Consider the following 25,113-nt stretch of genomic DNA (forward strand, 5'->3'; position numbering starts at 1 on the left):
AACGTCATGCCGCAGATCGTGGCAGGCACACCAAGGAAAAGCCCCCGCGTTTCCTTGGGGGCTTTTGTGGGATCAGTTGTCGAGGAAGCTCCTGAGCTTCCGGCTGCGGCTCGGGTGCTTGAGCTTGCGCAGGGCCTTGGCCTCGATCTGGCGAATGCGTTCGCGCGTGACCGAGAACTGCTGGCCGACCTCTTCGAGCGTGTGGTCGGTGTTCATGCCGATGCCGAAGCGCATACGCAGCACGCGCTCCTCGCGCGGCGTGAGCGAGGCGAGCACGCGCGTCGTCGTCTCGCGCAGGTTCGACTGGATGGCCGCATCGATCGGCAGCAGCGCGTTCTTGTCCTCGATGAAGTCGCCGAGGTGTGAATCCTCCTCGTCGCCGATCGGCGTCTCGAGGCTGATCGGCTCCTTGGCGATCTTCAGCACCTTGCGGACCTTCTCGATCGGCATGGCGAGCTTCTCGGCAAGCTCCTCCGGCGTCGGCTCGCGGCCGATCTCGTGGAGCATCTGCCGGCTCGTGCGCACGATCTTGTTGATCGTCTCGATCATGTGCACGGGAATGCGGATCGTGCGCGCCTGGTCCGCGATCGAGCGCGTGATGGCCTGACGGATCCACCACGTCGCATAGGTCGAGAACTTGTAGCCACGCCGGTACTCGAACTTGTCGACGGCCTTCATGAGACCGATGTTGCCTTCCTGGATGAGATCCAGGAACTGCAGACCGCGGTTCGTGTACTTCTTGGCGATCGAGATCACCAACCGGAGATTGGCCTCGACCATCTCCTTCTTCGCCTGGCGTGCCTCGCGCTCGCCCTTCTGCACGCTCTTGACGATGCGGCGGAACTCCGCGATCTCGAGACCCGTCTCGCTGGCGAGCTGGTGGATCTCGGCGCGGATCTTCTCGATCTGCTTGCGCTCGGCCTTGATCAGGCGATCCCAGGCCTTCGACTTCGAGTTCGCCATACGGTCGAGCCAGGTCTGGTCGAGCTCGTTGCCGTAATACTCGGAGATGAAGGCGGTGCGCACGACGCCGTGGCTGTCGGCGAGCCGCATGATGCGGCCCTCGAAGCTGATCAGGTTCTTGTTGATCCGATAGAGCTGCTCGACGAGGCTTTCGATACGGGCGTTGTTGAGCGAGAGGCTCTTGACGTCCTTGACGATCTCCTCGCGCAGCTTCTCGTAGGCCTTCTGCTGCTGGCGCGAGCCGGCTTCGCCCGCGACCTGCTGCTCGAGCTTCTTGTCCTGCTGCTTACGAAGCTTCTTGTAGTTCGACGCGATGGCATCGAAGGTCTCGAGCACCTTCGGCTTCAGCTCGTGCTCCATGGCGGCGAGGGAGACGGCGTTCTCGTAGTCGTCGTCCTCGTCCATCTCGCCTTCGCCGCGCGGCTCGCCTTCGCCCCCCTCGGCGCGCTCGGACTCATCGTCAGCGTCGGCGCCGCCATTGCCGTTCGGCATGGGCGGCGGCGCAGCTTTCGCCTCGGGACCTTCGTAGGTGGCCTCGAGATCGATGATGTCGCGCAGCAGGACCTTGCCCTCGTTGAGCTCGTCCCGCCAGATGATGATGGCCTGAAAGGTCAGCGGGCTCTCGCAGAGGCCCGCGATCATGGCTTCGCGACCGGCCTCGATGCGCTTGGCGATCGCGATCTCGCCCTCGCGCGACAGCAGCTCGACGGTGCCCATCTCGCGCAGATACATGCGCACGGGATCGTCCGTACGATCGGCCGGCTCGGCGCGGCCCTCGGTCTTCGCGGGCAGCGACTGCACGGTCATCGCGCGGCCGTCTTCCTCGTCCGCGGCGTCCGGCGTGTCATCGGCCGCAGCTTCCTCGCTCTCCTCGGAATCGACGACGTTGATGCCCATCTCGGAGAGCATCGCCATCGTGTCCTCGATCTGCTCGGAGGAGACCTCCTCGGAGGGCAGCACGGAATTCAGCTCGTCATAGGTGACGTAGCCGCGCTGCTTGCCGACCTTGAGCAGCTTCTTGACCGACTGATCCGAGAGATCGAGCAGCGGGCTGTCCTTCTCGGCGGTCTCGGCTGCGGGGGCGGCCTTCTCCTCGGATTTCGTCGCCATATGGTGATCTCACCTCGATGAAATGGTTGCCTGCTGGGGCAAGAACCTCAGTTGTCCGGACCTGCGACGACGCCGCGCACGACGTGGAACGAGCGAACCGCACTCGCGACCACGAAACGCATCGGCATGACAAAGCGGCCCAATGCTGTCCCCCCGCGCACTTCCTTCGCCATTTCTAGGTCGCATAGCGGTGGCATGATCCGACACTCATGCCTCACGGCTGCACCCGACCCGATGGCAATGCTGTGCGCTCTTCCCTTTCCGTCTCGCCGTCATCGACCTGGTTCTGCCGGGCCTTGATTTCGCAGAGGCGCTGAAAGGCGTCCTCGCTCTGCTCCTCAAGCCACGTTTGCTCGGCCACAACCAAATCCCGCCGCAACCCTACCTGCCTTTCGTGCAGGGTCGCGGCGTGACACCAACCGGTTTCGACGGCTTCCTGGTCGGCCTCTGGTTCGGCGAACTTGTCGCCTTTATGCGTGATCGCACGCTCGACGAGGGCAACGACTTGGGACAAGCCTACAGCGGAGAAATGGTTGCGTAGGCTTACACTGTCAAGTGGAATTTCCTCCGCCAAAGCCGCCAAAATAGCGTCTTTCAGCCCAACGAGGGCCGGGACGGTAAACTCCATTGCCGCGATTCGTTCAGCGTGCTCCTCGATGAGCCAGGGATGGTTGACGAGGGCCTTCAGGATCAACGCTTCCCTAGCAGGAACGGCCACAAGGCGCCCCGAAAGCTCGCTGCTGGCGACTGGCGCCGCAGCCGTCGGTGGACGCCCTTTCTGCTGGAGACGCGCCCGCTCGCGCACGCGCCAATCCATCTGAACATTGTTCTGGCGACCGGCGATGCGGCGATCGCCCGCACCACGCGGGGATGACCCGGCCAGCTCCCGCAGCACCGCCCGGTTCAGGCTGAACAGCGTCTGGCGGGCCTCGCGCTCATAGTGCTCGCGCACGCTCTGGTCGCCGATCCGGCCGACCAGCGCTTTCATTTTCTGCTCGAAGGCGGCGCGCTGCTCAGGGGTCGCCACCGGCTGGGTGGCCAGCTCCCGCTCCCACATGACGTCGAACAGGGCCTTGGTCCGCGCGAGGACAGCCTCGAAAGCCGCCGAACCCTGCTGGCGCACGAGGTCATCAGGGTCCTGGCCGTCCGTGAGAAAGGCAAAGCGGGAGCTGTAGCCGGGTTTCAGCAGCGGCAGGATCGTATCGACGGCCCGATAGGCCGCCCGCTGGCCGGCACTGTCGCCATCGAAGCAGAGAATGGGCTCGGGCGCGACCCGCCAGAGCAGTTGCACCTGCGCTTCGGTGAGCGCCGTGCCGAGCGGCGCCACGGCCGCCTGGAAGCCTGCCTGGTCGAGCGCGACGACATCCATGTAGCCCTCGACAACCACAATGCGGGACGTCTCGAAGGCGACGGGCCGCGCGCGGTGGATGTTGTAGAGCTGGTTGCCCTTGTGAAAGAGCGGCGTTTCCGGCGAGTTCAGGTACTTGGCCGGCGCGTCAGAATCGAGCGCGCGGCCGCCGAACGCGATCACGCGGCCCTTGAGATCCTCGATCGGGAACATCACGCGATTGCGGAAGCGGTCATAGGGCACGGCAATGTCATCACCCATGATGACCATGCCGGACTCGCCCATCTCCTTGACCGTGAAGCCTTCCTTCGCGAGATGCGCCTTCAGGATCTCGCGGCCCGCGGGCGCAAAGCCGAGCCGGAAACGCTGGATGGTCTCGCGCGTGACGCCGCGCCGTTCGAGATAGCGCCGCGCTTCCTGCCCCGGGGAGGACATGAGCTGCGTCTCGAAGAACTTCGCGGAGGCCTCGACGAGCGCCATCAACCGCGCCCGAGTATCCACCTCCTCCATGGCCCGCTGACTACGGGGCTCGGGCTTCGGCAGGATCACGCCCGCATCGGCCGCCAGCCGCTCGACAGCCTCGGTGAACGACAGCCCCTCCGTCTTCATGACGAACGTGAAGATGTCGCCGTACTCGCCAGAGGCGAAGCACTTGTAGAAGCCCTTCTGATCGTTGACCGTAAACGACGGCGTGCGCTCGCTCTTGAAGGGCGAGAGCCCCTTCCATTCGCGCCCGGCCTTCTTGAGCGCGACGCGCCGGCCGACCACCGAGCTGACCGGCAGCCGGGCCCGGATATCGTCCAATATGTGCGGCGGAAAGCGCATGAGGGCCCGGTCGTTGGTTTGTGCGCAAGATAGGTGATTCGCCCTGCGCGGCACGGCAGGGGGCGCCGGGCCCCGGTCCCCACACACTGTTTCCACAGGCCGGCCAAGGAGATCGCGGCAGTCGCTGCGCTGTTTTTCCCCCCTCTCCCCGCGAGGACGGGGAGAGGGTCGGGGTGAGGGGCGGCAATATTTGCGACGTCGGCGTTTGCCGCCGCCCCTCATCCTGACCTTCTCCCCGCGAGGACGGGGAGAAGGGGCCTGTAGCGCGCGTGGCAAGCTCTCAACTCAAAAAAGGAGGGGGGCCGGGGTCTCCCGGTTGGGGCCAGGGGCGGTCGCGCCGGCGGCGCGCGACTCAACAAAGCCCCGTCGCGCCGGAGGCGCGAGCGAGACTAGTCTCGCGCTCTACCGGGAGGGACACCCTCCCGGACCCACCCGCCTTTTCAGTTTTCCTTCGCCCGCTCGAGCGCTTCCGGCGTGTCGATATCGAGGAAGATCGCGTCCGTGGCGAGATCAACTTCGGCCACTTCGCTCGCACTGGCCGCAATGATGTGGCGGGCGCCGGTGTCGCCTTCGATGGCCAGAAGCTCGGGGAAATAAACGCGCGCGAAGAGAACGGGATTGCCGCGCTTGCCGAGGTGCACGGGCACGACGATGCCGCGCCCCTCTTTCGGCGAGAAGGCCGAGATCAACCGGTCCAGATGCCGCGCCTCAATCCGCGGCATATCGCCGAGACTGACGATCGCGCCGTCCACATCATCGGGCAGCGCCGCAATGCCCGCCTTGAGCGAGGTGCTGAGGCCTTCCGCGAAATCGGGATTGTGCACGATGCGCACATCGAGGCCGGCGAGTGCGTGCTCGACGGCCGGAGCCTCATGCCCGGTCACCACGATCACCGGCTTCGCCCGGCTCGCGAGTGCGGCCCGCACGGCACGAACGACCAGCGGCGCACCGTCGAGCATTTCGAGCAGCTTGTTGCGTTGGCCGTAACGCGTCGAGCGGCCACCCGCGAGCACCACGGACGCAATGCGCGGCGCGCGGCGCACGACCTCAGCACTGTCCGCGTTTGCGTCCTCGTCCGGCGGCACCTCGCGCGGCTGTGGACGTGTCACGATCTCCTTCAGCAGACCACCAAGGCCCATCGAGGCCACATCCGCCGACGTCACGGCAATGCCGGCGAGACGCCGCTCGAGCACCCAATCGAAGCCGTTGATCTTCGGCGAAGCCGCACAGCTCGGCGCGCCGATGACATCCCTCTTGTCGAGACGGCCGAGCAGCATGAGGTTGCCGGGATCCACCGGCATCCCCAGCCGCTCGATGGCGCCGCCCGCAGCGACGAGCCCCGCCGGAATGACGTCCTGGCGATCGACGATCGCGGAAGCCGCGAAGACGATAATGGGATCGTGGCCCGCCGCAGCCATGCGCGAAATCGCGGCCGCGACGGCCCCCGTCTCGTGCGCCACGACCTCGGATGCGCCGATCTCACTGCCGAGCGCCTCGAGCCGCTGCGCGATGGCACGGCGGCGCTTCTCGACGAGGTTCTTGCGCGTGCCGGGTAGCTGCGTGAGGACGAGGCCCGCGTGCACCGCGCGGAAGGCACGCACGTGCATGAGGCCGCCGGCTTCGCGCGCCAGCGTCTCCGCCGCACTGACCACGGCTTCCGGCAGCGCGAACGTGATCACCTTCACCGTCGCGATCATCTGGCCGCGCGTCACGCGCTCGAAGGCGGAGACCGTGGCGACCGTCAGGCCTTCGTCGAGACTGTTGAGGCGGCCGAGACGCGCCGCATCGATCTCGACGAGCCCGCTCGCATCCGCATAGAGGTTCGCGCGTCCCGTGAAAGGCTCCGCGACATGCATCGCACTTCCGCAGAGCGCGGCCGCCACGCGCGCCGCCGCCGCATCCTCGCCGACATCGCCTGCTTCGAGCAGCGCCGCCGTGACGCTCTCGATACCGGCAGCCTCAAGGCGCGCAATTTCGTCCGCGCCGAGCACGCGCCCCTTCTTGATCGCGCCCGACGGTGTCGGGATCGAGTGGGCGAGAATAGCGCCGGACGCCGCGCGCAGAGGGACCTGCTCGAACTTCATGACCTGTTGCTCGCGGCTCGGCACATCGAAATCGTCTCCTTACATCGTCGCGCCGAGCTGCCAGGGCACGAACTCGGCATCGCCATAGCCGAGCTGTTCCGACTTCGACCTCTCGCCGGAAGCAACGCGCAGCACATGCTGGAAGATTTCCTCACCCTTGGCCTCGATCGAGACGCCATCGAGGATGTCGCCGCAGTTGATGTCCATGTCGTCGATCATCTGCCGGTAGATCGCGCTGTTCGTCGCGAGCTTGATCGAGGGCGTCGGCTTGCAGCCATAGGCCGAGCCGCGCCCGGTCGTGAAGCAGAGCACATTGCAGCCGCCTGCGACCTGCCCCGTTGCCGCCACCGGGTCATAGCCTGGCGTGTCCATGTAGACGAAGCCCTTGGCCGTGACGGGCTCGGCATAGCGATAGACGGCGCTCATCGTGCGCGTGCCGCCCTTGGCCGCGGCGCCGAGCGACTTCTCGAGGATGGTCGTCAGCCCGCCAGCCTTGTTGCCGGGCGAGGGGTTGTTGTCCATGGAGCCGTTGTTCTTCGCGCAGTAGTCCTGCCACCACTTGATGATGTCGACGAGCTTCTCGCCGACCTCGCGGGTCGCCGCGCGCCGCGTCAGCAGATGCTCGGCGCCGTAGATCTCCGGCGTTTCCGAGAGCACGGCCGTGCCGCCATGCTCGACGAGCTTGTCGACGGCCGCGCCGAGCGCGACGTTCGCCGTGATGCCCGAGTACCCGTCCGAGCCGCCGCACTGGAGAGCCAGCACGAGCTCCGATGCCGGGATGCTCTCGCGCCGCACGGCATTGACCTTGGGCAGCATCTCCTTGATGGCCTCGACGCCCGCGGCGACAGTCTTCTTCGTGCCGCCGACTTCCTGGATGGTGAACGTGCGGAAGGTATCGCTCTCCCTGATCCCGGTCTGCTCCATGAAGGCCTTGATCTGGAATCCCTCGCAGCCGAGGCCGACCATGACGACGCCACCCATGTTCGGGTTCGCCGCGTAGCCCCACTGCGTGCGTTTCAGCACCTCGTAGCCCTCGCCCTTGAGATCGAGCGCGCAGCCCGTGCCGTGCACGAGCGGAATGATGCCGTCGATGTTCGGATACGCGTCGAGAATGCCGGACTGTTCAATTTCGCGCGCCATGAAGCGCGCCACGCTCGCGGAACAGTTAACGCTGGTAAGCACGCCGATGTAGTTGCGCGTGCCGGCCTTGCCGTTGGCGCGCCGGTAGCCTTCGAAGGTGGCGCGCGCCTCGAGCGGCAGCAGCGGCTCCTGCTTCGCATCCTTGGCAAAAGCATAGTCGCGATCGAACTCGCCGAAGGCGCAGTTGTGCGTGTGGATGTGGCTGCCGGGCGCAATCGCCTCCGTCGCAAAGCCGATGACCTGACCGAACTTCAGAACCGGCGCGCCCTTCTCGATCAAAGTCGTCGCCATCTTGTGCCCGCGCGGCACGCGGGAGGACGCCGAAATGCCCTGCGCGCGGGCACCTTGGGCAATCTGGTCCACCGCAACGATCACGTTGTCGCTCGGATGCAGGCGCAGAGTTCTCGGCTCGGCTTTGGGCTCGGCAATCTGTTGGTCCTGCATCACGGGCTCTCCCCTACTTTTGAATTGTTCTGAGACCGTATTGAGCGCGCGCCGGGCTGCGGCGTCAATTGCCCGATCACCTACTTTCACGTGCCGGGTCGCGCCCGCTCAACTCGATTCACGCACGCGTGAGCCCCCCTGGGCGGGACCTCGGGCGGCCCCATATAGCGCTTCAGCAAGACCGCACAAAAGCTGGTCGAGCAGGCCTCCGGGCTTGGATGCCATGGGGCCAACAAGAACCCTGGAGGCAGAGCCCCTGGCAAAATGCGCAGGGGCCTAAAAAAACGGAGATAGGTCATGAAGACGATTCTGAGTGCACTCGTCGCTGTCGGCGTCCTTGCCGGCGCAGCCCATGCGCAGGCGCCCGCCAAAGACCCCTTCTACGATCCGAGCCTGGCGCTGCCGCATTCCGAGTTCGGCAACGACGACTTCCGCCAGGCGCTGCCGCACGCGCCGCAGGTCAGCGACGACGAGTACCGGCAGGCCCTGCCGCTCGCCGACCCAGTTCTCCCGGACAACAACATCGCGACGCCTTAACCGCGCGATCTCAAAAACCGAAGTCAAAAACTCAGCGGCCCGGAACTACTTCCGGGCCGCGTAATTTTTTGGAAATGCGCGACGCCGTGGCGTCAGGTGCGGCGCTCGCGGGGCCCATGCATGCTTCGGCGAAGCTTCGGCAGCGCCGGGCCGGGGGGTGGCGGACGGCGCACCGGCCCCGTCGCGGCCTTCCACGCGGCCAGCGCAGCCATCATAAATGCCGCAAGCAGCAGGACCATCGTCAATGCCAGCACATTCGGCTGGGATGCAATGTTGGCCCCGCCGGGACCGAGAATGCTGCCCGTCGTCAATGCGGCGAACAAGATCTGAATGGTTCCATCCATGGCGATCACCTGCCGTCGTACACGATGCCAAGAGGTGAAAAGGCTCGCTCGCTTTTCGCGGTGGAAGATAATCCTTTTTTGAGATGTTCCGAGCGCGTTCTATTGGCACGGTTGCCAAATGGTTGCCGCCTGTGCCGACGGCGGTCATCTTCATCCTTCGGACCATCGCCATTGCAGGCCGGGCATGCCAAATTCGGCGACCGTATTGCCGCAGCCGAAGGGGAGCGCACCGTGGCCAATGAATTCCTGGATCAACTGGAAACGCGCGAGCCGGAGGTGCGCGAGGCTTCGCAATTCGGGCTCCTGCCCGATCTCGTGCGCAATGCCATTGCCGGCGCGCCCGGCTGGGCGAGCCACCTCACCGGGGTCGATGCGGCCGCGCTCACCTCGCGCGCAGCGCTCGCCAAGCTTCCGATCCTGCGCAAGAGCGCGCTCCACAGCCTGCAGGTCGGGCGCCCGCCGTTCGGCGGCTTTAACGTCGCGAGCGGTCGCGAGATCGGCCGCATTTTCATGTCACCCGGTCCGATCTTCGAGCCCGAAGGCCTCGGCGCCGACTGGTGGCGCTCTGCGCGCGCCCTCTTCGCCGCCGGCGTCCGGCGCGGCGACATCATTCACAACACGTTCGCCTATCACCTCACACCCGGCGGCTGGCTTCTCGATGCCGGCGGCCGCGCGCTCGGCTGCACCGTCATCGCCGCCGGCCCCGGCAACACCGAGCAGCAGCTCGAGGCCATTCAGCACCTGAAGCCGACCGTCTATGTCGGCGTGCCCGACTACCTGAAGATCCTGCTCGACAAGGCCGCAGAGCTCGGCAAGGACGCCTCTTCGATCAAGCGCGCGCTCGTCTCCGGCGGCGCACTCTTTCCCTCGCTGCGTGCAGAGTATGCAAAGCGCGGCGTCTCGGTCTGTCAGGCCTATGCGACGGCCGATGTCGGCAATATCGCCTACGAAAGCCCGGGTCCCGACGGCGCCGTCGAAGGCATGATCGTCGATGAAGGCGTGATCGTCGAAATCGTGCGTCCCGGCACAGGCGATCCCGTGCCGGAAGGCGAAGTCGGCGAGGTCGTCGTCACCGCCTTCAATCGCGATTATCCGATGATCCGCATTGCGACCGGCGATCTCTCCGCGGTGCTGCCCGGCCGCTCGCCGTGCGGGCGCACGAACATGCGCATTCGCGGTTGGCTTGGTCGTGCGGATCAGACGACGAAGATCAAGGGCATGTTCGTCCATCCCGAGCAGGTGGCCGAGGTTGCCAAGCGCTTTCCCGAGCTCGGTCGCGTGCGCCTCGTCGTGACGCGCACGGGCGAGCAGGATGTGATGACGTTCAAGGCAGAGAGCGCATCGCAGGATGCGGAGATGGCCGCACGCGTCGGCGAAGCCGTGCAGCAGGCGACAAAGCTCAAGGCGGGCGTCGAGCTGGTCGCTCCGGGCACGCTGCCGAACGATGGCAAGGTGATTGCCGACGATCGCAGCTATGGGTGAAAATTGCTGTGACCGCCAGCGCTACGCGTCCCCTCTCCCCGCCTGCGGGGAGAGGGTTAGGGTGGGGGGCGGCGGCATACGCTGACGTTTCAACGAGCTCCCGCCCCTCATCCCGACCTTCTCGTCGCGCTGGAAGCGCGCCTCTGGCGCGACGAAGAACGGGGAGAAGGGGAAGTTCTACTTCTTCACGAGCGGGCACTTGCTCTCGGAAAGCGGCAGGGCCGCCTGATCGCCCGGAATGGTGCGCAGGATCTTGTAGTAGTCCCACGGGCCCTTCGACTCCTTCTCGCTCTTGACCTCGACGAGATACATGTCGTGGATCAGCCGCCCGTCCTCGCGGATCTTGGCGCCCTTGGCGAAGAAGTCGTCGACCGGCATTTCCCGCATCTTCGCGGCAACCGCCTTGGCCTCATCGGTGCCGGCCGCCTGAACGGCCTTGAGGTAGTGCGTGACCGACGAGTAGACGCCGGCCTGGATCATGCCGGGCTTGCGGTTGGTCTGAGCCTCGAAGCGCTTGGCGAACGCACGGCTCGCATCGTCGCGGTCCCAGTAGTAGGCGGTCGTCGCGATGAGGCCGCGCGCGCCCTTCAAGCCCATGGCGTGAACGTCGGTGATCACGATCACGAGCCCGACGAGCTTCTGGCCACCGTCCGTGATGCCGAACTCGCTCGCCTGCTTCACGGCGTTGACCGTATCCAGCCCACCGTTGGCGAGACCGATGATGGGCGCCTTCGAGCCCTGAGCCTGGAGCAGGAACGAGGAGAAATCGCTCGAGCCGGTCGGATGGCGAACCTGGCCGACGACCTTGCCGCCCTTCGAGGTGACCTCGGCCGTCAGATCTGCGGCCATCTGGTGGCCGAAAGCATAGTCCGCGACGAGGAGGAACCACTCCTTGCCGCCTTCCTGGAGAATGGCGCGCGCGCTGCCGATCGCCTGGGAGTACGTATCGAACGTCCAATGAAAGCCATTGGGCGAGCAGTCCTCATTGGTGAGGCGGGTCGTTGCGGGGCCTGAAAAGAGCGCGATGCGATTGCGCTCCTTGGTCAGGTTCTGGATCGCGAGCGCAACTGCCGAGTTCGTGAGATCGGCGAAGGCATCGACGCCCTCGACATCAATCCACTGACGCGCCGTCGCGGACGCCAGATCGACCTTGTTCTGGTGATCGGCCGAGAGGATCTGGATGGGCTTACCGAGAACCGTGCCGCCGAAATCCTCGGCGGCCATGCGTGCGGCGAGCACCGAACCCGTGCCGCCGAAGTCCGCATACAGTCCTGATTGATCGTTGAGCACGCCGATCTTCACGGCATCGCCGGAGATCTGCGCGTGCGCCACCCCGGACCCGAGACACAAGGCGGCAGATATGAGACTGGCCAGCACTGATCGCATAGACGTTTCTCCCAAGGTTGATCCGTAAACTTATTGTTGCCTGAACTCGCGCACGGAGCCGGGCAGCACAAGCCCGCAATCGACGGGGGAGCTTTGCTAAAATGACAGGGCAGTGGGGCGCGGGCCGCTACTGGGCCGGCGGCGGGTCCCCTGCGGCCTCCGACGCGCGCGCGAGCGCCTCGGCAATGCGCACGCTGTCGAGATCATCCTTGTGGATGACGTCGACAGCACCGGCCTTGACCAGCATGGCGCGGCGCAGCCGGTCCACTTGCCCGCTGACGACGATGATCGGCCCCGCATAGCCGCAGCGGCGCAGGAACGGGATGGTGTGGGTCGCGTTGTCGGAGGGCTTCAGGTAGTCGTCGAGGAAGATCAGCTCGGGCTTGCGCTCGATGACGCAGTCGAGCGCCGATCCGAGCGTGCGTGCGCGGCGCACCTCGATTGCGTAGCCGAACATGATGTGGAGCGTGGCGCGCAGGCGATCGGCGTCGAAGTTCTCGTCCTCGACGATGAGCACATCCGAGGGCCGGTTCCCGTCCTGCTGAGACTTTGCGGCGTCACTCTTGCGGGTAAGGAACGTACCGCCGCGCCCCTTCACGTCTTCAACCATTGTCCCAGGACCTCCGCCTCGAGCCTGCGTCTCTGCCATGCGCTGCCCGCAGCCTTCCACTGATCTTGCAGTCTGATTGAGGCAAAAGGTCAATTGATTTCATGGCAAAGGCGCTGCCCGAAATGGTGAACGCCCCGTCGGAGTGCGGAGCGTTCGCCAAATCAGGGCATCCGGGCGCTCAGGCGGCCATGTATCAGGTGGCCATGTACTGGCCGCCATTGGCGTCGAGGCAGGCGCCGGTGATGAAGCCTGCATCGTCCGAGGCCAGGAACACCACGCAGCGCGCGATCTCCTCGGCCGTGCCGAGACGCCCGACCGGAATCTGAGGGATGATCTTGGTGTCCAGAATCTCCTTGGGCACGGCGGCGACCATCTCGGTATTGATGTAGCCCGGCGCGATGACGTTGGCCGTGATCCCCTTGGCGGCACCCTCGAGCGCGACCGACTTGGAGAAGCCGACGAGACCGGCCTTGGCCGCCGCATAGTTGGCCTGGCCGAACTGGCCTTTGCGGCCGTTGATCGACGAGATCGAGATGATGCGGCCGAAGTTGCGCGCGCGCATGCTGTCGATGACGAGGCGCGACATGTTGAAGGCCGAGTCGAGGTTCGTGCGGATGACGTCATTCCAATAGGCGCGCGTCATGCGATGCAGGGCAGCGTCGCGTGTGATGCCGGCATTGTTGACGAGGACGTCGACCGGTCCGAGATCGCGCGTGATCTGTGCCACGGCCTTTTCGCAGGCGTCGTAATCGCCGACGTCGAACTTGTAGACGGGGATGCCGCTCTCGGCCTGGAATTTCTGCGCGGCCGCGTCGTTACCCGCGTAAGTCGCGGCGACGCGAAAGCCTGCTCTCTTCATTGCGATCGAGATCGCTTCACCGATCCCGCGAGTACCTCCGGTCACCACTGCTACGCGCGCCATTACTCGCTTCCTCTCCCAACACGCCGAACTGCTCGGCATGTTCATATGCTTTTGCAGTCAGTCAGATCTTGTTCTCGCTCAATCGACGGGCGGCCTGCAAGCGGCCGCCCGCCTTATCGTTTACGAAGCCGATCAATCGCGCTGGACACACATGGCGACGCCCATGCCGCCGCCGATGCAGAGCGTTGCGAGGCCCTTCTTGGCGTCGCGGCGCTGCATCTCGTAGAGGAGCGTCGTCAGAACGCGCGCGCCGGAAGCGCCGATCGGATGGCCGATGGCGATCGCGCCGCCGTTCACGTTGACCTTGGACGTATCCCAGCCGAGGCCCTTGTTGACCGCGCAGGCCTGCGCCGCGAAGGCTTCATTGGCTTCGATGAGATCGAGGTCCTGCACGGTCCAGCCGGCCTTCTCAAGCGCCTTGCGGGATGCAGGAATGGGCCCCGTGCCCATGATCGAAGGATCGACACCGGCGTGCGCCCACGAGACGATGCGCGCGAGCGGCTTGATGCCGCGCTTGTTGGCTTCCTCGAGCGACATAAGCACCACCGCCGCCGCACCATCGTTGATGCCGGAGGCGTTCGCCGCGGTGACCGTGCCTTCCTTGTCGAAGGCCGGACGCAGCTTCGAGATGGACTCGAGCGTGACGCCGTCCTTGATGTACTCGTCATCGGCAACGACCACGTCGCCCTTGCGCGACTTGATCGTCACCGGAATGATCTCGTCCTTGAAGCGGCCCGACTTCCTCGCCGCCTCGGCCTTGTTCTGCGAAGCAACGGCGAACTTGTCCTGCTCGTCGCGGCTGATCTGCCACTGGCGCGCGACGTTCTCGGCGGTCGTGCCCATGTGATAGCCGTTGAAGGCATCCCACAGGCCGTCCTTGATCATCGTGTCGATCATCTTGGTGTCGCCCATCTTCACACCGTCGCGCAGGTGCATGACGTGCGGCGCCTGGCTCATGCTCTCCTGGCCGCCGGCGACGACGATCGACGCCGAGCCTTCCTGGATCTGCTGGGCGCCGAGCGCGACCGCGCGCAGGCCCGAGCCGCAGAGCTGGTTCATGCCCCAGGCGGGCGCGTCGACCGGGATGCCGGCCGCAATGGACGCCTGACGGGCCGGGTTCTGGCCGGCGCCGGCCGCGAGGATCTGGCCCATGATGACTTCGGACACGTCGCCGGCCGCAACGCCGGCACGATCGAGCGCGCCTTTGATCGCCGTCTTGCCGAGTTCATGCGCCGGCAGGCTTGCCAGCGCGCCGTTGAATGAGCCGACCGGCGTGCGCGCCGCGCTTGCGATGACAATGGTTGTCGATTCTGAGCTCATCGTCGTCTCCTGAGTGAAGGGATCGCGCCCCGTCCCGTGCGACCCAATGAGGGGCCGGCTGCCGCCGGTGCTCGTTTCGATGTATTCGTACGATTACAGCCGATCGAGGCCCCCCGCAATCGGATCGCATGGCAACCAAGGTTGGCATTTGGCTTCCCGAGGCCTGTAATCCAAGGTTTCCTGCCACGGGGAGAGCGTGGTAGCATTGCCATATGTCAAGCACTGGGAGGCGGCCAAGGATATGCTGAGCAAGTCTGACCCAGCCACGGGCAAAAAAGAGCCGGTCGTCATTAAGAAGTACGCCAACCGGCGTCTCTACAATACCGAGACCAGCACCTACGTGACGCTGGAGGACCTTGCCCAAATGGTCCGGTCCGAGCGTGATTTCGTCGTATTCGACGCGCGCACGGGCGACGACCTGACCCACTCCGTGCTGACGCAGATCATCGTCGAGCAGGAGAGCCGCGCGGGCCAGACGCTGCTGCCGGTGCCGTTCCTGCGCCAGCTCATTCGCTTCTATGGCGGGGCCATGGAGCGCATGGTGCCGAGCTACCTTCAGGTCAGCCTCGAGACGCTGACGCGCGAGCAGGACCGCTTCCGCAAGCAGTTCGCCAATGCCTTCACGCCCCAGGGAGCGCTCGAGGCCTACCAGGAGCAGGCGCGCAAGAACCTCCAGCTCTTCGAGCAGGCCATGGCCATGTTCAGCCCCTTCGGCGCCACCGGCAAGCCTGGCGCGAAGCCCGAGGAGGGCCCTGCCAAGAGCGAGTCCCCGGAGCCGAGCGTGCCACGTGACAAGCCGGCTGCGGCAAAGCCGGCGGCAGGCCCGGACGGGCAGCCCGAGAGCGATGAGCTCGCGGCCATGCGGAACGAGCTCGCGGCCATGCAGGCCCGAATCGAGAAGCTCGCAAAGACCAAGACCTGATTAGCCCGACAAGGCGCGCCGAGCTGTTCCGCACAGGACACTCGGCCGCGTCCCGGCACGCACTTGCGCTCCCCTCGGTTTGGCGTCATCTTTTTGTCAAACACGAACAGGAGGCGCCCGTGAGCGATGCCGAGCCAATAAGCCTCTACCCCGGCTTTGGTGCCGGCGGGTCGTCGACGCAGACCCAACGCGCACCTTCGCCGGTACCGGCCATGGTGGTCTTCAATCGGCGCGAGCTGGCGGCCATTCTGGATGTCTATGGGCGTCAGGTTGCAGCCGGTGAGTGGCGCGACTACGCCATCGACCACGGCCGCGAGACGGCGTCATTCTCGATCTTCCGCCGCTCGAGCGAAGTCCCCCTTTACCGCATCGAAAAGACGCCGAAGCTCGCCCGCAAGCAGGGCGCCTACAGCGTGGTCAGCGCGACCGGTCTCATTCTCAAGCGCGGCAACGAGCTCGATCGCGTCCTTGCCGTCATCGACAGGAAGATCCGCGTTGTCGTCTGAGCCAGCAGTGATCGTCCCCATGGACTTCCAATGACCGCCGAGATCATCAACCTCAGGCAAGTGCGCAAGCAGCGCGAACGCGAGGCCCGGGCAGCCGAGGCGGCCGAGAACAGGGCCCGCTTCGGACGCACGCGCGGCGAGCGCGAGCGGGACGAACTGAGCGAGGCGCGCAAGAAGCTCCTCCTCGACAGCCACCAGCTCGATCCGGCCGCAGACCCCGCGTCCGACAACGCTCCCGCCGATCCTGCGCCCAAGTCGCCATCGCCAAAAGCGCCGTGACGCGGCCGATCAAGCGTTCCTTCTCCATCGGCGGGCACCGCACGTCCATTTCGCTCGAGGCGGACTTCTGGAGCGCTCTCAAGGAGGTCGCCGCCCGCGAACGCCTGCCGCTCGCGAAGCTGGTTGCCACGATCGATCAAAGTCGTGGCGAAGCAGGGCTTTCGAGCGCCGTGCGCATATGGCTTCTGAAGTATTTCCAGGAGCGCGCCCCGAATAGTAAGGCGTAGCCTGACATTCAGCCTAAGCTATTGAATATTTTTCATTCTCTCGCCGCAAGTGCCGCAAAAAAGCCTGGAAAATAGCGGGTTGCTAGCGACGGGATCGCCGGGGTTAGGGGGACCTTCGTTAGCCGCCGGCCGCCCATGCCAGAAGTCTATTCATTCGTCGGCGGGCCGTCCGTTAAGCCCGCCCGTTTTGGCATGGCGCTGCGTCAACGGCATCCCGTCGGGGAAACTAGGCCCAACGGTGCAATGCCGGGCCTCGGGGATTCAGGAGCGGAATGAAATGACCTCTCGCGCGCGTCGCCGGATCGCAATGATGACGGCCGTCGGATGCCTGGTTGGATTGAGCCCGCTGGCCGCGTGCGCCCAGGAGCGCCCGAAGGAGACCGTGCGCGTCGCGCAGGCCAAGTCGAAAGCTTCCAAGAAGGAAGCAAGCGAGAAGGTGCACAAGATCGCGATCCAGGTCGCCGAGAACAACCCGCAGCTCATGAACCTCGCCCTCAACAACGCGACCAACATCATCCAGCACTACAAGAAGGCGGGTGAGAAGGTCGTGGTCGAGATCGTCACGTTCGGCCCCGGGCTGCACATGCTGCGCGATGACACGAGCCCGGTGAAGCAGCGCATCCAGCAGATGTCGCTCGAGATACCGGAAGTTTCCTTCGCCGCCTGCGCCAACACCCAGGCGAACATGAAGAAGCAAGAAAACAAGGACATCTCGCTCATCAGCGAAGCCAAGGTCACGCCCTCGGGCGTCGTGCGCCTCGCCGAGCTGCAGCACCAGGGCTACGCCTATATCCGCCCCTGAGCTGGCGATGAACCTTTGCCGTGCGGCCTCCATGCGTGAGGCCGCGCGGTGTCCCTGCCCACGAGAGGGCGGGTTGCGCGCCTGAAAGGCGGAACGGCGCGCACAGTGGTCCCCCGGGATGCGCCTGCGGTGGGCGCCCTGGCCAGGGAGCACGTTGGTATTGGCAGTTTCACGGTGATGCCGAGGGCGATTGCCGTGGCCGGACGAAACGGAGGTATTCATGCTTGTGTCGCGTTGCAGCCGAGCCCTCGCAGGGGTGCTGCTGACCTTTGCGCTTCTCGGGGGATCTTTGATCGGAAGCGCTGATGCCCAGCAGCAGGTTGCGCAGGCCACTGCCAAACGCGCCAAGCAGCCTCAAGCGCCGCAGGTGTCGGCGGAAGCGAAGCGCCGCGAGGCGATCAACTCCTGGACCGTGGGCCTAGCCGCCGGCCGTACGGAAGGTGCGCCGCTCCAGTTCGCGTCCGAGCTCGCCCGCGTCGTCGATGACGGCGACAACATGCGCGTGCTCCCGATCGTGACCCGCGGCCCCTTCGACAACGTCTTCGACCTGCTCTACCTGCGCGGCGTCGATGCGGCGATCGTCTATGGCGACGTGCTCGAGCACTTCAAGAACAACCCCGAGATCGCGGGCATCGGGCGGCGCATCAACTACCTGATGAACCTCTTCCCCTCGGAGCTGCACATCTTCGTGCGCCCGGAGATCAATTCGCTGAAGGACCTCGAAGGCAAGGCGGTCAACTTCAACACCGTCGGCACGGCCGCCGCCTACAGCGGCCCGATCATCTTCAAGCAGCTCGGCATCAACGTCGACGCGCAGTTCATCCCGCACAACGTCGCCATGGAGTCCATGCGCAAGGGCGACAAGTTCGCCGCGACCGTGTGGGTCTCCTCGAAGCCGCTGCCGCCGTTCCTGAAGGGCAATTTCCCGCCGGGCTTCAAGTTCCTGCCCGTCGAGTACTCCGACAAGCTCGAGTACTACCTGCCGGCCTACCTCGAGTCGAAGGACTATCCGGCGCTCATTCCCGAAGGCCAGCGCGTCGAGACGATCGCTGTTCCGGCCCTCCTCGCCGTCTACGACTGGCCGAAGGATACGGATCGCTATCAGCGCGTCTCGCGTCTCGTGGACTACATCTATGACCGCTTCCCGCGCCTTCAGAGCGAGCCGGGCTATCATCCCAAGTGGAAGGACGTGAACCTCGCGGCCAACGTCCCCGGCTGGAAGCGCTTCCAGCCCATGCAGGACAAGATCGACAAGATCGCGAAGGCACCGGCGGCCGCGCCAGCCCGCCCGAAGATCGACCATGCGCTCGCTCGCGCCCAGGCTGCGCGCGCGGCGCCGGACAATCCGCAGGAGCAGGAGCGGCTCTTCCAGCAGTTCATCGAATGGACGAAGCAGCGACAGAACTAAGGGTGTGAGCGCGAGCGGCTGCCTTGGCAACGGCAGCCGACGCGCTTCGCAGCTCTAGTGTGATGATCGAGAAATTCGCCACATCTCTCGGCACGGCATCGAACGAATTTCTCGATCTGAATCACACTAGCAAGTTTATGAGTCTAGTGTCCCTTATGCTTCCGCAGTTCGCTCGGGACGCTGGCATCGAGGTGCGGCGAACTGCGGAATCGGGACACTGAGGGGGCAACATGACTTACACCAGAATGCGAGTGCCGATCGGCGGCATTCTGATGGGCGCCAGCAGCCTTTGCATCATCGCGCTCGGGGCGGGCGCGATCACCTCCGCTGCGGCCGTACCGGCGATCGGCAGCGCCGTCACGCTCGCCGCGCAGGACGACTCCGATGGCGCCTCCATCCAGGTGCAGGCACCCATCAACCAGAAGCCGCACATCAACATCGGCAAGGTCGTCCTCGCCGAGCCGGCGAGCGAAACGCCGATGCCGATCCAGGTCGGCCCACTCGAAGCCATCCCGCGCAACAGCTTCGTGCGCATCCGTGGCGTGCCGGCCGCTGCCGTGCTCTCGGAAGGCCACTCGATCGCGCCGGGCTCCTGGGCCGTGCCGCTCTCCGTCCTGCCGAACCTGCGCATCTCGATCCCCGTCGGCGTGTCCGGCAAGACCGACATCACCATCGCGCTCGTCCAGATCGACGGTACGGTGCTCGCCGAGGCGCGTGCCTCCCTTGTCGTTGCGGCTGCAGAAATGATCGCCCCGGCACAACCGGCGGCACCGCGCGAGCGCAGCGTCGCCTCCGTGGGCAATCCGCCGGCGCCGCTCGAAGCCTCACCGCCTCCGGCCCCACGACCGCCCATGCCGGCAGCGAGCGCCCCGGTCGCGAAGGAGCCCGCGCCGCTGACCGAAGAGCAGAAGCGGGCACTCGGCTTCATTGTCCGCGGTCGGGCGCAGGCCCAGCAGGGCAACATCGCCGCCGCGCGGCTGTTCTATCAGCGCGCCGCCGAGGCCGATCTCGCCGAGGGCGCGCTCGCGCTCGCAGGGACCTACGATCCGGCCGAGCTTGCGGCCATGGGCGTCGCAGGCGTGCAGCCCGATATTGCACTTGCCCGCCGCTGGTATGAGAAGGCGCGCGATCTCGGCGCGCGCGAGGCCGAGGAGCGGCTCAAGCGGTTGAGTGCGCGCTGAGGCAGGACCACTCTTCGAAGCCCTTTCAGGGCCCCGCTGGCACTTGCTCGGCACATGTGCTCAATTCATTGCGCTTGGATAATGAGCATTTCGCGAGGGTGAAATGGCCAAGGGATATTGGGTTGCTTTTGCCGACTTGACGGACCCCGAAGGATACAAAGCGTACGTTCAAGAGAACGCGAACGCCTTCAAGAAGTATGGCGGACGCTTTCTCGTGCGCGGCGGTCCGTCTGAAGCGCTCGAGGGCGAGACGCGCTCTCGGACTGTCGTCATAGAGTTTCCGACCTATGAGGCCGCACTCCAGTGCTACCGATCGCCTGAATACGCCAAGGCGATGGCCCTTCGGCAGGGCAAGGCCATCATGGATCTCGTGGTCGTCCAAGGCCACGAGGGGCCGCAGCCGGCGGACTCATAAGGCGATCCGCCTCCATCTGGCGCTGCGACCAGCGGCCATAGCGCCATGGCGCGAACATGTGCTGTTCGCCGCGGATATCGGGCGCGGGGTCATAGCCGGACGTTCCCCAGGGATGACAGCGGCACACGCGCGCGCCGGCGAGCCAGCAGCCGCGCCATGCGCCATTGAGCTCGATCGCGTCGAGCGCGTATTCCGAGCATGTCGGCAGATGCCGGCACTCATGACCGAGCAGAGGCTTCAGCGTCCAGCGGTAGAGCCGCACGGGCGCCTTGGCGATCTCCTTCGTGGCGCGCTCGAATGGGTTCGCCATGGGGGTTACGTCGTGCATCAGTCGCGCGCGGCGACTTTCTCGTGTGCGCCGCGCTTCTCGGCAATCTGGTCGAGCGCCCGGACGACGGCCTCGAAGGCCAGCAGCGTCGAGGCGTGCCGTCCCTTGACCTCGCGCACGGGCTCGAGTGCCGAAAGATCGGCCCAGCGTCCGCCCGGCGGTGTCCCATTCTCCTTGAGCATCCGGCGCATTTCGGCCGCGACCTCGCGCAACTCGGCATCGCTCGAGCCGACGATGTTGCGCGCCATGACCGCCGCCGAGGCCTGACCGAGCAGGCAGGCCTTCACGGTCTGCGCATATTCCGTGACGCGATCGCCGTTCATGGCCAGCTCGATCGCTATGGTCGAGCCGCAGAGCTTGGAATGGGCGGACGCCGTCGCATCCGGCGCGGCAAGATGCCCGGCCGGCGGGATGGTTGCGGCCAGCTCGATGATACGCTGGCTGTAGAGATCGCTCAGCTCTGTCATGGTTCTCTGGACCTAGTGTCCCGATGCCGAAGTTCGCCCCATCTCGATGCCGGCGTCCCGAGGGAACTTCGGAATCATAAGGGACACTAGAATCATAATCCTGCTCACATGATGATAGAGAAATCCGCCACATGTCGCGGCACGATATCGAGCGAATTTCTCGATCATGACACTGGCATCACACTGGCCCTTGAGGCGGATCTGCCCCCAACGGTTGACCGACTTGCCGGCCGACAGTTACGTTAACGGGCGGCTTGTCGCCAGGGCCCGGACTTCTCACATAGTGCTGGCATGATCTTGCGGTGCCGGACACCGTAGGCGGCACCCATGCACCCTGCCGGATATATCGCGCGCGGGTGCGTCGAATTCAAGCGCAGCGCGCGGGCCGGGCGATACAAGCCAGCCCAAACATGTTAAGCGCATGTCCAAAGCGCTCCCCGGAAGGTCGATCGCATGGAGCAGATGATCAAGAAGAATGGGGCTGCCCGTCTCGAGCTGACGGGTGAGACCACCCCCGGCCGGCCGACCCGCGCCGAGGCCGAAGAGGCCGTGCGTACGCTGCTCGCCTGGGCGGGGGACGATCCCGACCGCGAGGGCCTCAGGGACACGCCGAAACGGGTGGCGGCCGCTTTCGAGGAATATTTCGCTGGCTACGACGCCGATCCCGTCGAGGCGCTCTCGCGCACGTTTGAGGACGTCGGCGGCTACGACGACATGGTCATGCTGCGCGACATCCGCGTGCAGAGCCACTGCGAGCATCACATCGCCCCTTTCGTCGGTGTTGCGCATATTGCCTATCTGCCGAGCAACCGCGTCGTCGGGCTCTCGAAGCTCGCCCGTGTGGTCGAAATCTTCGCGAGCCGCCTGCAGACCCAGGAGAAGCTCACCGCGGAGATCGCCGGTGCCATCGAGAGCGTGCTGAAGCCGCGCGGCGTCGCCATCCTCATCGAGGCGGAGCATCAGTGCATGTCCATGCGCGGCGTGCGCCAGCACGGCGTGGCGACCGTGACGACGCGCTTCAGCGGCGTGTTCGACACCGACGCCAGCTACCGCGACCGCTTCCTCCAGATGGTCCACGCCGGACCAAAGCAACGGACTTGAAATTCATCTCAACTCCGGGCTGGCGAGGAGTGAATTTCAAGTCCAAAGTTGCTTTGGAATAATATGTCTCTAAAGCGTCTTTGGACCTTGAATGCGACTGCGAGACCGGCCCAGACGTGGGTCGCATTCGAGGTCCGATGCTTTAGCGGACCTGATCCCTTCCCTCGCGGCCGGGTGAGTTAGACAGCGCCGAAACGGATTGTGCCATGAGCAGTACTGCCTCCGGGCCCTTTGCCGCGCGCGGCTCGGCCCGTGACATCGAGGAAGGCTTGGCCTTCACGCCGAAATTCGACGACGCCGGCCTTCTCGCAGCCGTCGCGACGGACGCCGACACGGGCGACGTGCTGATGTTCGCCTGGATGGACGCCGAGGCGGTCGCGCGCACGATCGAGACCGGGCACGCGCACTTCTACAGCCGCTCGCGTGGCCGGCAGTGGAAGAAGGGCGAGGAGAGCGGCAACGTGCTCGAGGTCGTCGAGATGCGCACGGACTGCGACCAGGATGCCATCTGGCTCAAGGTCCGCGTGGCGGGTGCCGGGGCGGCCTGCCATACGGGCCGCAAGAGTTGCTTCTACCGCGCGATCCCGCTCCGTACGGCCAGCCCTGCCGACGTGAAAATGCAGGGTGTCGGCGGCGAACCCCTCTTCGATCCGGCGGCCGTTTACCCTGGCAAGCCCAAGCCCTGAAGGCGCTCGGCGGGGCCTGCCCACCCGGGGTGCTACGAATTGCGAAGGCTCTCATTCCGCACAACGATTGATTTCACCACGCGAGACAAGCGATACTTCATGAAACTCCCGGTTCAGAAGAGGCCCATGACCAACAGATCGCCCAAGCGCACCACGAACGGCACGCCACGTGCCCGAGCACCGCGCGACCGTGAGGCCGATGCGGATGCTGCCGCACCGCTCGGTGCCAGCGGCAAGGCCCTGATGATCCTCGAGCTCGTCTCGGCAGCCCGCGAGCCCCTGTCCATGGCGGAGCTCGTCCGCCGATCGGGCCTGACCAAGCCGACCGCGCATCGCATCACCGCCGCGCTCGCCGACATGGGCCTCATCGAGCGCGATCACTGGAAGCGCGGCTACATCGAAGGCCCGCGCCTCATCAAGCTGGCGCTCGACACGCTGACGGCCGCCGCCCCGCGCGCGCTCCGACACTCGATCCTGCGCGCGCTCTCGCAGGAAGTCGGCGAGACCTGCAATTTCGGCGTGCTCTCGGGCTCGGAGGTGATCTACCTCGATCGCGTCGAGGCGAAGTGGCCACTCGGCCTGCGCTTCGAGGCCGGAAGCCGCGTTCCCGCACACGCCTCCGCCATCGGCAAGCTGCTGCTGGCGCTGCAGCCGCTCGAGCAGCGCGCCGAGATCATTGCCGCGCTGCCGCTCGTCCCGCATACGAACCGCACCATCACGGATGTCGCGCGTCTGAGCCGCGCCCTCGACAAGATCCGCGACAGCGGTGTCGGCACGGACGAGCAGGAGTTCATCGACGGCGTCGTCTGCATCGCCATGCCCGTGCTGACCGAGAGCGGTGATCTCGTCGGCGCGATCGCCATCTCGGCGCCGAATGCGCGGCTCGGCCTCGATCAGCTCCTGAAATTCGCGCCCGCGCTGCGTGATGCGACAACCCGCATGGGCGCCACTTTCCGCCTCGATCCCGAGGAGCGGCGCGCGCCCGCACCCGCGCGATCGGGTGGGCGCCGCGCCGCTGCACCGCGCCGCGCATCGGGCCGCGCGCAGGCGCGGGCGACGTAGTCCGAGCCGGGCCCGCGACCTCTCTCCCCTCCCCCCTTGTGGGGGAGGGCCAGGGAGGGGGGGATTGCAAACGGTCGATGTAGGGGTTCCCCCCACCCCTAACCCCTCCCCACAAGGGGAGGGGGACAAACTCTCAATTTGGTGGGACCTCGCCATGACCGAACTTCAGCCGCGAATTCCCAACGCTGCGACCATCGACGTGCTCGGCGCCGCCCGCGACTGGCTCTCACGCGATGGCCAGGTCGCGATTGCCACCGTCATCGACACCTGGGGCTCGGCTCCCGTACCGGTCGGCGGCCAGATGGCCATTGCCGCTGACGGCAACTTCCAGGGCTCGGTCTCCGGCGGCTGCATCGAAGGCGATGTGATCATCGAAGGCGGGGAAGCCCTCGCCGACGGCAAGCCGCGCACGCTCACCTTCGGCGTCGCCGACGAGACGGCGTGGCGCGCCGGCCTCCCCTGCGGCGGACAGGTGCGCGTGCTCGTCGAGCGGCTCGACAAGGACAACGGCGGCGACGCCCTGCTCGATCGCGCCATTGCCGCACGCGAGAGCCGGCACGGCCTCGTCATCAAGACCAAGCTCGACGATGCCTCGCGCACGCTCTACGAGCGCGGCGACGCGAACCTGCCCGAGGACATCGCCAACCGCTTTCGGACCGCGAAGAGCCAGCTCATCGAGAGCCCGGACGGCGCGGTGTTCGTGCACGCGCTCGTGCCGCCGGCGCGCATCATCGCCATTGGCGCGACGCATATCGCGCAGGTGCTGGCCCAGCTCGCCGCGCTCTCGGGCTACGAGATTATCATCATCGACCCGCGCACGGCCTTTGCCGATCCGGCCCGCTTCGGCGCGCCCGATGCCAAGCTCGTCGCGGAATGGCCGCAGGATGCGCTGCCGCGCCTCGGCCTCGATCCCTACACGGCCGTGCTCACGCTCGCGCACGTCGCGCACATCGACGACGAGGCCCTGAAGCTCGCCGTGCGCGCGAACTGCCTTTACGTCGCCGCGCTCGGCTCCTCGCGCAATCATGCCAAGCGCCGTGAGCGCCTTCTCGCGGCCGGCATCACGGAAGAAGAGTTCGCGCGCATCAAGGCACCGATCGGTCTCGACATCGGCGCCCAGACGCCGGCCGAGATCGCGGTCTCGATCATGGCCGAGGTGATCCTCGCCGTGCGCGGCACGAAGAAAGCCAAGGGCTGAAATAGCGCGACGGGGG

25 protein-coding genes are annotated in these 25,113 nt (G+C 65.8%); 14 read left to right on the forward strand and 11 right to left on the reverse strand.

Annotated elements, in window-relative coordinates; translation table 11 throughout:
- Positions 1 to 72: 72 nt before the first annotated feature.
- From rpoD to CS1BSM3_RS01870, 4 genes are all read right to left on the reverse strand, one after another.
- A complete protein-coding gene (gene rpoD / locus CS1BSM3_RS01855) occupies positions 73 to 2,073 on the reverse strand; it encodes an RNA polymerase sigma factor RpoD (protein ID WP_072385285.1) in 2,001 nt (666 codons plus the stop codon).
- Positions 2,074 to 2,287: 214 nt separating this feature from the next.
- Positions 2,288 to 4,246 (reverse strand): DNA primase, encoded by a 1,959-nt coding sequence (gene dnaG, locus CS1BSM3_RS01860; RefSeq protein WP_072385286.1) that lies wholly within the window; start codon positions 4,244 to 4,246, stop codon positions 2,288 to 2,290.
- Between the two features lie 440 nt (positions 4,247 to 4,686).
- Entirely contained in the window at positions 4,687 to 6,330 is a 1,644-nt protein-coding gene (locus CS1BSM3_RS01865; RefSeq protein WP_072385287.1) for an NTP transferase domain-containing protein, read from the reverse strand.
- Between the two features lie 39 nt (positions 6,331 to 6,369).
- The gene (locus CS1BSM3_RS01870; RefSeq protein ID WP_072385288.1) at positions 6,370 to 7,914 is read right to left on the reverse strand and encodes a UxaA family hydrolase; all 1,545 of its coding nucleotides are present in this window, start codon (positions 7,912 to 7,914) and stop codon (positions 6,370 to 6,372) included.
- Positions 7,915 to 8,211: 297 nt separating this feature from the next.
- Here CS1BSM3_RS01870 and CS1BSM3_RS01875 point away from each other — a divergent pair, with 297 nt between their 5' ends.
- Positions 8,212 to 8,451 (forward strand): hypothetical protein, encoded by a 240-nt coding sequence (locus tag CS1BSM3_RS01875; RefSeq protein ID WP_072385289.1) that lies wholly within the window; start codon positions 8,212 to 8,214, stop codon positions 8,449 to 8,451.
- 92 nt (positions 8,452 to 8,543) lie between these two features.
- Here the strand turns inward: CS1BSM3_RS01875 and CS1BSM3_RS01880 are convergent, their stop codons facing one another.
- The gene (locus tag CS1BSM3_RS01880) at positions 8,544 to 8,795 is read right to left on the reverse strand and encodes a hypothetical protein (RefSeq protein ID WP_143149045.1); all 252 of its coding nucleotides are present in this window, start codon (positions 8,793 to 8,795) and stop codon (positions 8,544 to 8,546) included.
- 231 nt (positions 8,796 to 9,026) lie between these two features.
- Here CS1BSM3_RS01880 and CS1BSM3_RS01885 point away from each other — a divergent pair, with 231 nt between their 5' ends.
- Positions 9,027 to 10,277, forward strand: coding sequence for a phenylacetate--CoA ligase family protein (locus CS1BSM3_RS01885; RefSeq protein ID WP_072385698.1), 1,251 nt, complete (start codon positions 9,027 to 9,029; stop codon positions 10,275 to 10,277).
- Between the two features lie 177 nt (positions 10,278 to 10,454).
- On the opposite strand, the gene CS1BSM3_RS01890 is transcribed toward CS1BSM3_RS01885, so the two are convergent.
- From CS1BSM3_RS01890 to CS1BSM3_RS01905, 4 genes are all read right to left on the reverse strand, one after another.
- Complete coding sequence (locus CS1BSM3_RS01890; RefSeq protein WP_072385291.1) at positions 10,455 to 11,663, reverse strand: ABC transporter substrate-binding protein; 1,209 nt, start codon at positions 11,661 to 11,663, stop codon at positions 10,455 to 10,457.
- 127 nt (positions 11,664 to 11,790) lie between these two features.
- Positions 11,791 to 12,273 (reverse strand): response regulator, encoded by a 483-nt coding sequence (locus tag CS1BSM3_RS01895; protein WP_072385292.1) that lies wholly within the window; start codon positions 12,271 to 12,273, stop codon positions 11,791 to 11,793.
- 193 nt (positions 12,274 to 12,466) lie between these two features.
- A complete protein-coding gene (gene phbB, locus CS1BSM3_RS01900) occupies positions 12,467 to 13,195 on the reverse strand; it encodes an acetoacetyl-CoA reductase (RefSeq protein ID WP_072385293.1) in 729 nt (242 codons plus the stop codon).
- A gap of 132 nt (positions 13,196 to 13,327) precedes the next feature.
- Entirely contained in the window at positions 13,328 to 14,515 is a 1,188-nt protein-coding gene (locus tag CS1BSM3_RS01905; protein ID WP_072385294.1) for an acetyl-CoA C-acetyltransferase, read from the reverse strand.
- A gap of 241 nt (positions 14,516 to 14,756) precedes the next feature.
- On the opposite strand from CS1BSM3_RS01905, the gene phaR reads away from it, so the two are divergent.
- From phaR to CS1BSM3_RS01945, 8 genes are all read left to right on the forward strand, one after another.
- On the forward strand, positions 14,757 to 15,437 hold the full coding sequence (gene phaR, locus CS1BSM3_RS01910; RefSeq protein ID WP_072385699.1) for a polyhydroxyalkanoate synthesis repressor PhaR: 681 nt from the start codon (positions 14,757 to 14,759) through the stop codon (positions 15,435 to 15,437).
- Positions 15,438 to 15,574: 137 nt separating this feature from the next.
- Complete coding sequence (locus tag CS1BSM3_RS01915; protein WP_072385700.1) at positions 15,575 to 15,943, forward strand: DUF2794 domain-containing protein; 369 nt, start codon at positions 15,575 to 15,577, stop codon at positions 15,941 to 15,943.
- Between the two features lie 30 nt (positions 15,944 to 15,973).
- Positions 15,974 to 16,222 carry a DUF4169 family protein gene (locus CS1BSM3_RS01920; protein WP_072385295.1) on the forward strand — a complete coding sequence of 83 codons (249 nt, stop codon included), beginning with the start codon at positions 15,974 to 15,976 and terminating at the stop codon, positions 16,220 to 16,222.
- Positions 16,219 to 16,449 (forward strand): ribbon-helix-helix domain-containing protein, encoded by a 231-nt coding sequence (locus CS1BSM3_RS01925; RefSeq protein ID WP_244540402.1) that lies wholly within the window; start codon positions 16,219 to 16,221, stop codon positions 16,447 to 16,449. The genes CS1BSM3_RS01920 and CS1BSM3_RS01925 overlap by 4 nt, the downstream gene beginning before the upstream one ends.
- A gap of 277 nt (positions 16,450 to 16,726) precedes the next feature.
- Positions 16,727 to 17,251, forward strand: a complete 525-nt coding sequence (locus CS1BSM3_RS01930) for a DsrE family protein (protein WP_072385297.1) — start codon at positions 16,727 to 16,729, stop codon at positions 17,249 to 17,251.
- A gap of 220 nt (positions 17,252 to 17,471) precedes the next feature.
- On the forward strand, positions 17,472 to 18,659 hold the full coding sequence (locus tag CS1BSM3_RS01935) for a TAXI family TRAP transporter solute-binding subunit (RefSeq protein ID WP_210188736.1): 1,188 nt from the start codon (positions 17,472 to 17,474) through the stop codon (positions 18,657 to 18,659).
- 230 nt (positions 18,660 to 18,889) lie between these two features.
- Positions 18,890 to 19,840, forward strand: coding sequence for an SEL1-like repeat protein (locus tag CS1BSM3_RS01940; protein WP_143149046.1), 951 nt, complete (start codon positions 18,890 to 18,892; stop codon positions 19,838 to 19,840).
- Positions 19,841 to 19,943: 103 nt separating this feature from the next.
- Positions 19,944 to 20,255, forward strand: a complete 312-nt coding sequence (locus CS1BSM3_RS01945) for a DUF1330 domain-containing protein (RefSeq protein ID WP_072385300.1) — start codon at positions 19,944 to 19,946, stop codon at positions 20,253 to 20,255.
- Here the strand turns inward: CS1BSM3_RS01945 and yidD are convergent.
- Together yidD and CS1BSM3_RS01955 are read right to left on the reverse strand one after the other, a co-directional pair.
- Positions 20,200 to 20,583, reverse strand: a complete 384-nt coding sequence (gene yidD, locus CS1BSM3_RS01950) for a membrane protein insertion efficiency factor YidD (protein ID WP_348532890.1) — start codon at positions 20,581 to 20,583, stop codon at positions 20,200 to 20,202. The two genes, CS1BSM3_RS01945 and yidD, sit on opposite strands and share 56 nt — an antisense overlap.
- Positions 20,583 to 21,050 (reverse strand): iron-sulfur cluster assembly scaffold protein, encoded by a 468-nt coding sequence (locus CS1BSM3_RS01955; protein WP_072385302.1) that lies wholly within the window; start codon positions 21,048 to 21,050, stop codon positions 20,583 to 20,585. The genes yidD and CS1BSM3_RS01955 overlap by 1 nt, the downstream gene beginning before the upstream one ends.
- Positions 21,051 to 21,512: 462 nt before the next feature.
- Between CS1BSM3_RS01955 and folE the strand changes: the two genes are divergently transcribed.
- The 4 genes from folE (at position 21,513) to CS1BSM3_RS01975 (ending at position 25,097) form a co-directional block, all read left to right on the forward strand.
- Complete coding sequence (gene folE, locus CS1BSM3_RS01960) at positions 21,513 to 22,151, forward strand: GTP cyclohydrolase I FolE (RefSeq protein ID WP_244540415.1); 639 nt, start codon at positions 21,513 to 21,515, stop codon at positions 22,149 to 22,151.
- A 206-nt stretch (positions 22,152 to 22,357) separates the two neighbouring features.
- Positions 22,358 to 22,837, forward strand: coding sequence for a phosphoribosyl-AMP cyclohydrolase (gene hisI, locus CS1BSM3_RS01965; RefSeq protein ID WP_072385304.1), 480 nt, complete (start codon positions 22,358 to 22,360; stop codon positions 22,835 to 22,837).
- Between the two features lie 126 nt (positions 22,838 to 22,963).
- Positions 22,964 to 23,899: an IclR family transcriptional regulator gene (locus CS1BSM3_RS01970; protein ID WP_072385305.1), complete on the forward strand. Its 936-nt coding sequence runs from the start codon at positions 22,964 to 22,966 to the stop codon at positions 23,897 to 23,899.
- 154 nt (positions 23,900 to 24,053) lie between these two features.
- Positions 24,054 to 25,097 (forward strand): XdhC family protein, encoded by a 1,044-nt coding sequence (locus CS1BSM3_RS01975; RefSeq protein WP_072385306.1) that lies wholly within the window; start codon positions 24,054 to 24,056, stop codon positions 25,095 to 25,097.
- Positions 25,098 to 25,113: the final 16 nt, after the last annotated feature.

Source organism: Hyphomicrobium sp. CS1BSMeth3, assembly GCF_900117415.1.
Lineage (GTDB): Bacteria > Pseudomonadota > Alphaproteobacteria > Rhizobiales > Hyphomicrobiaceae.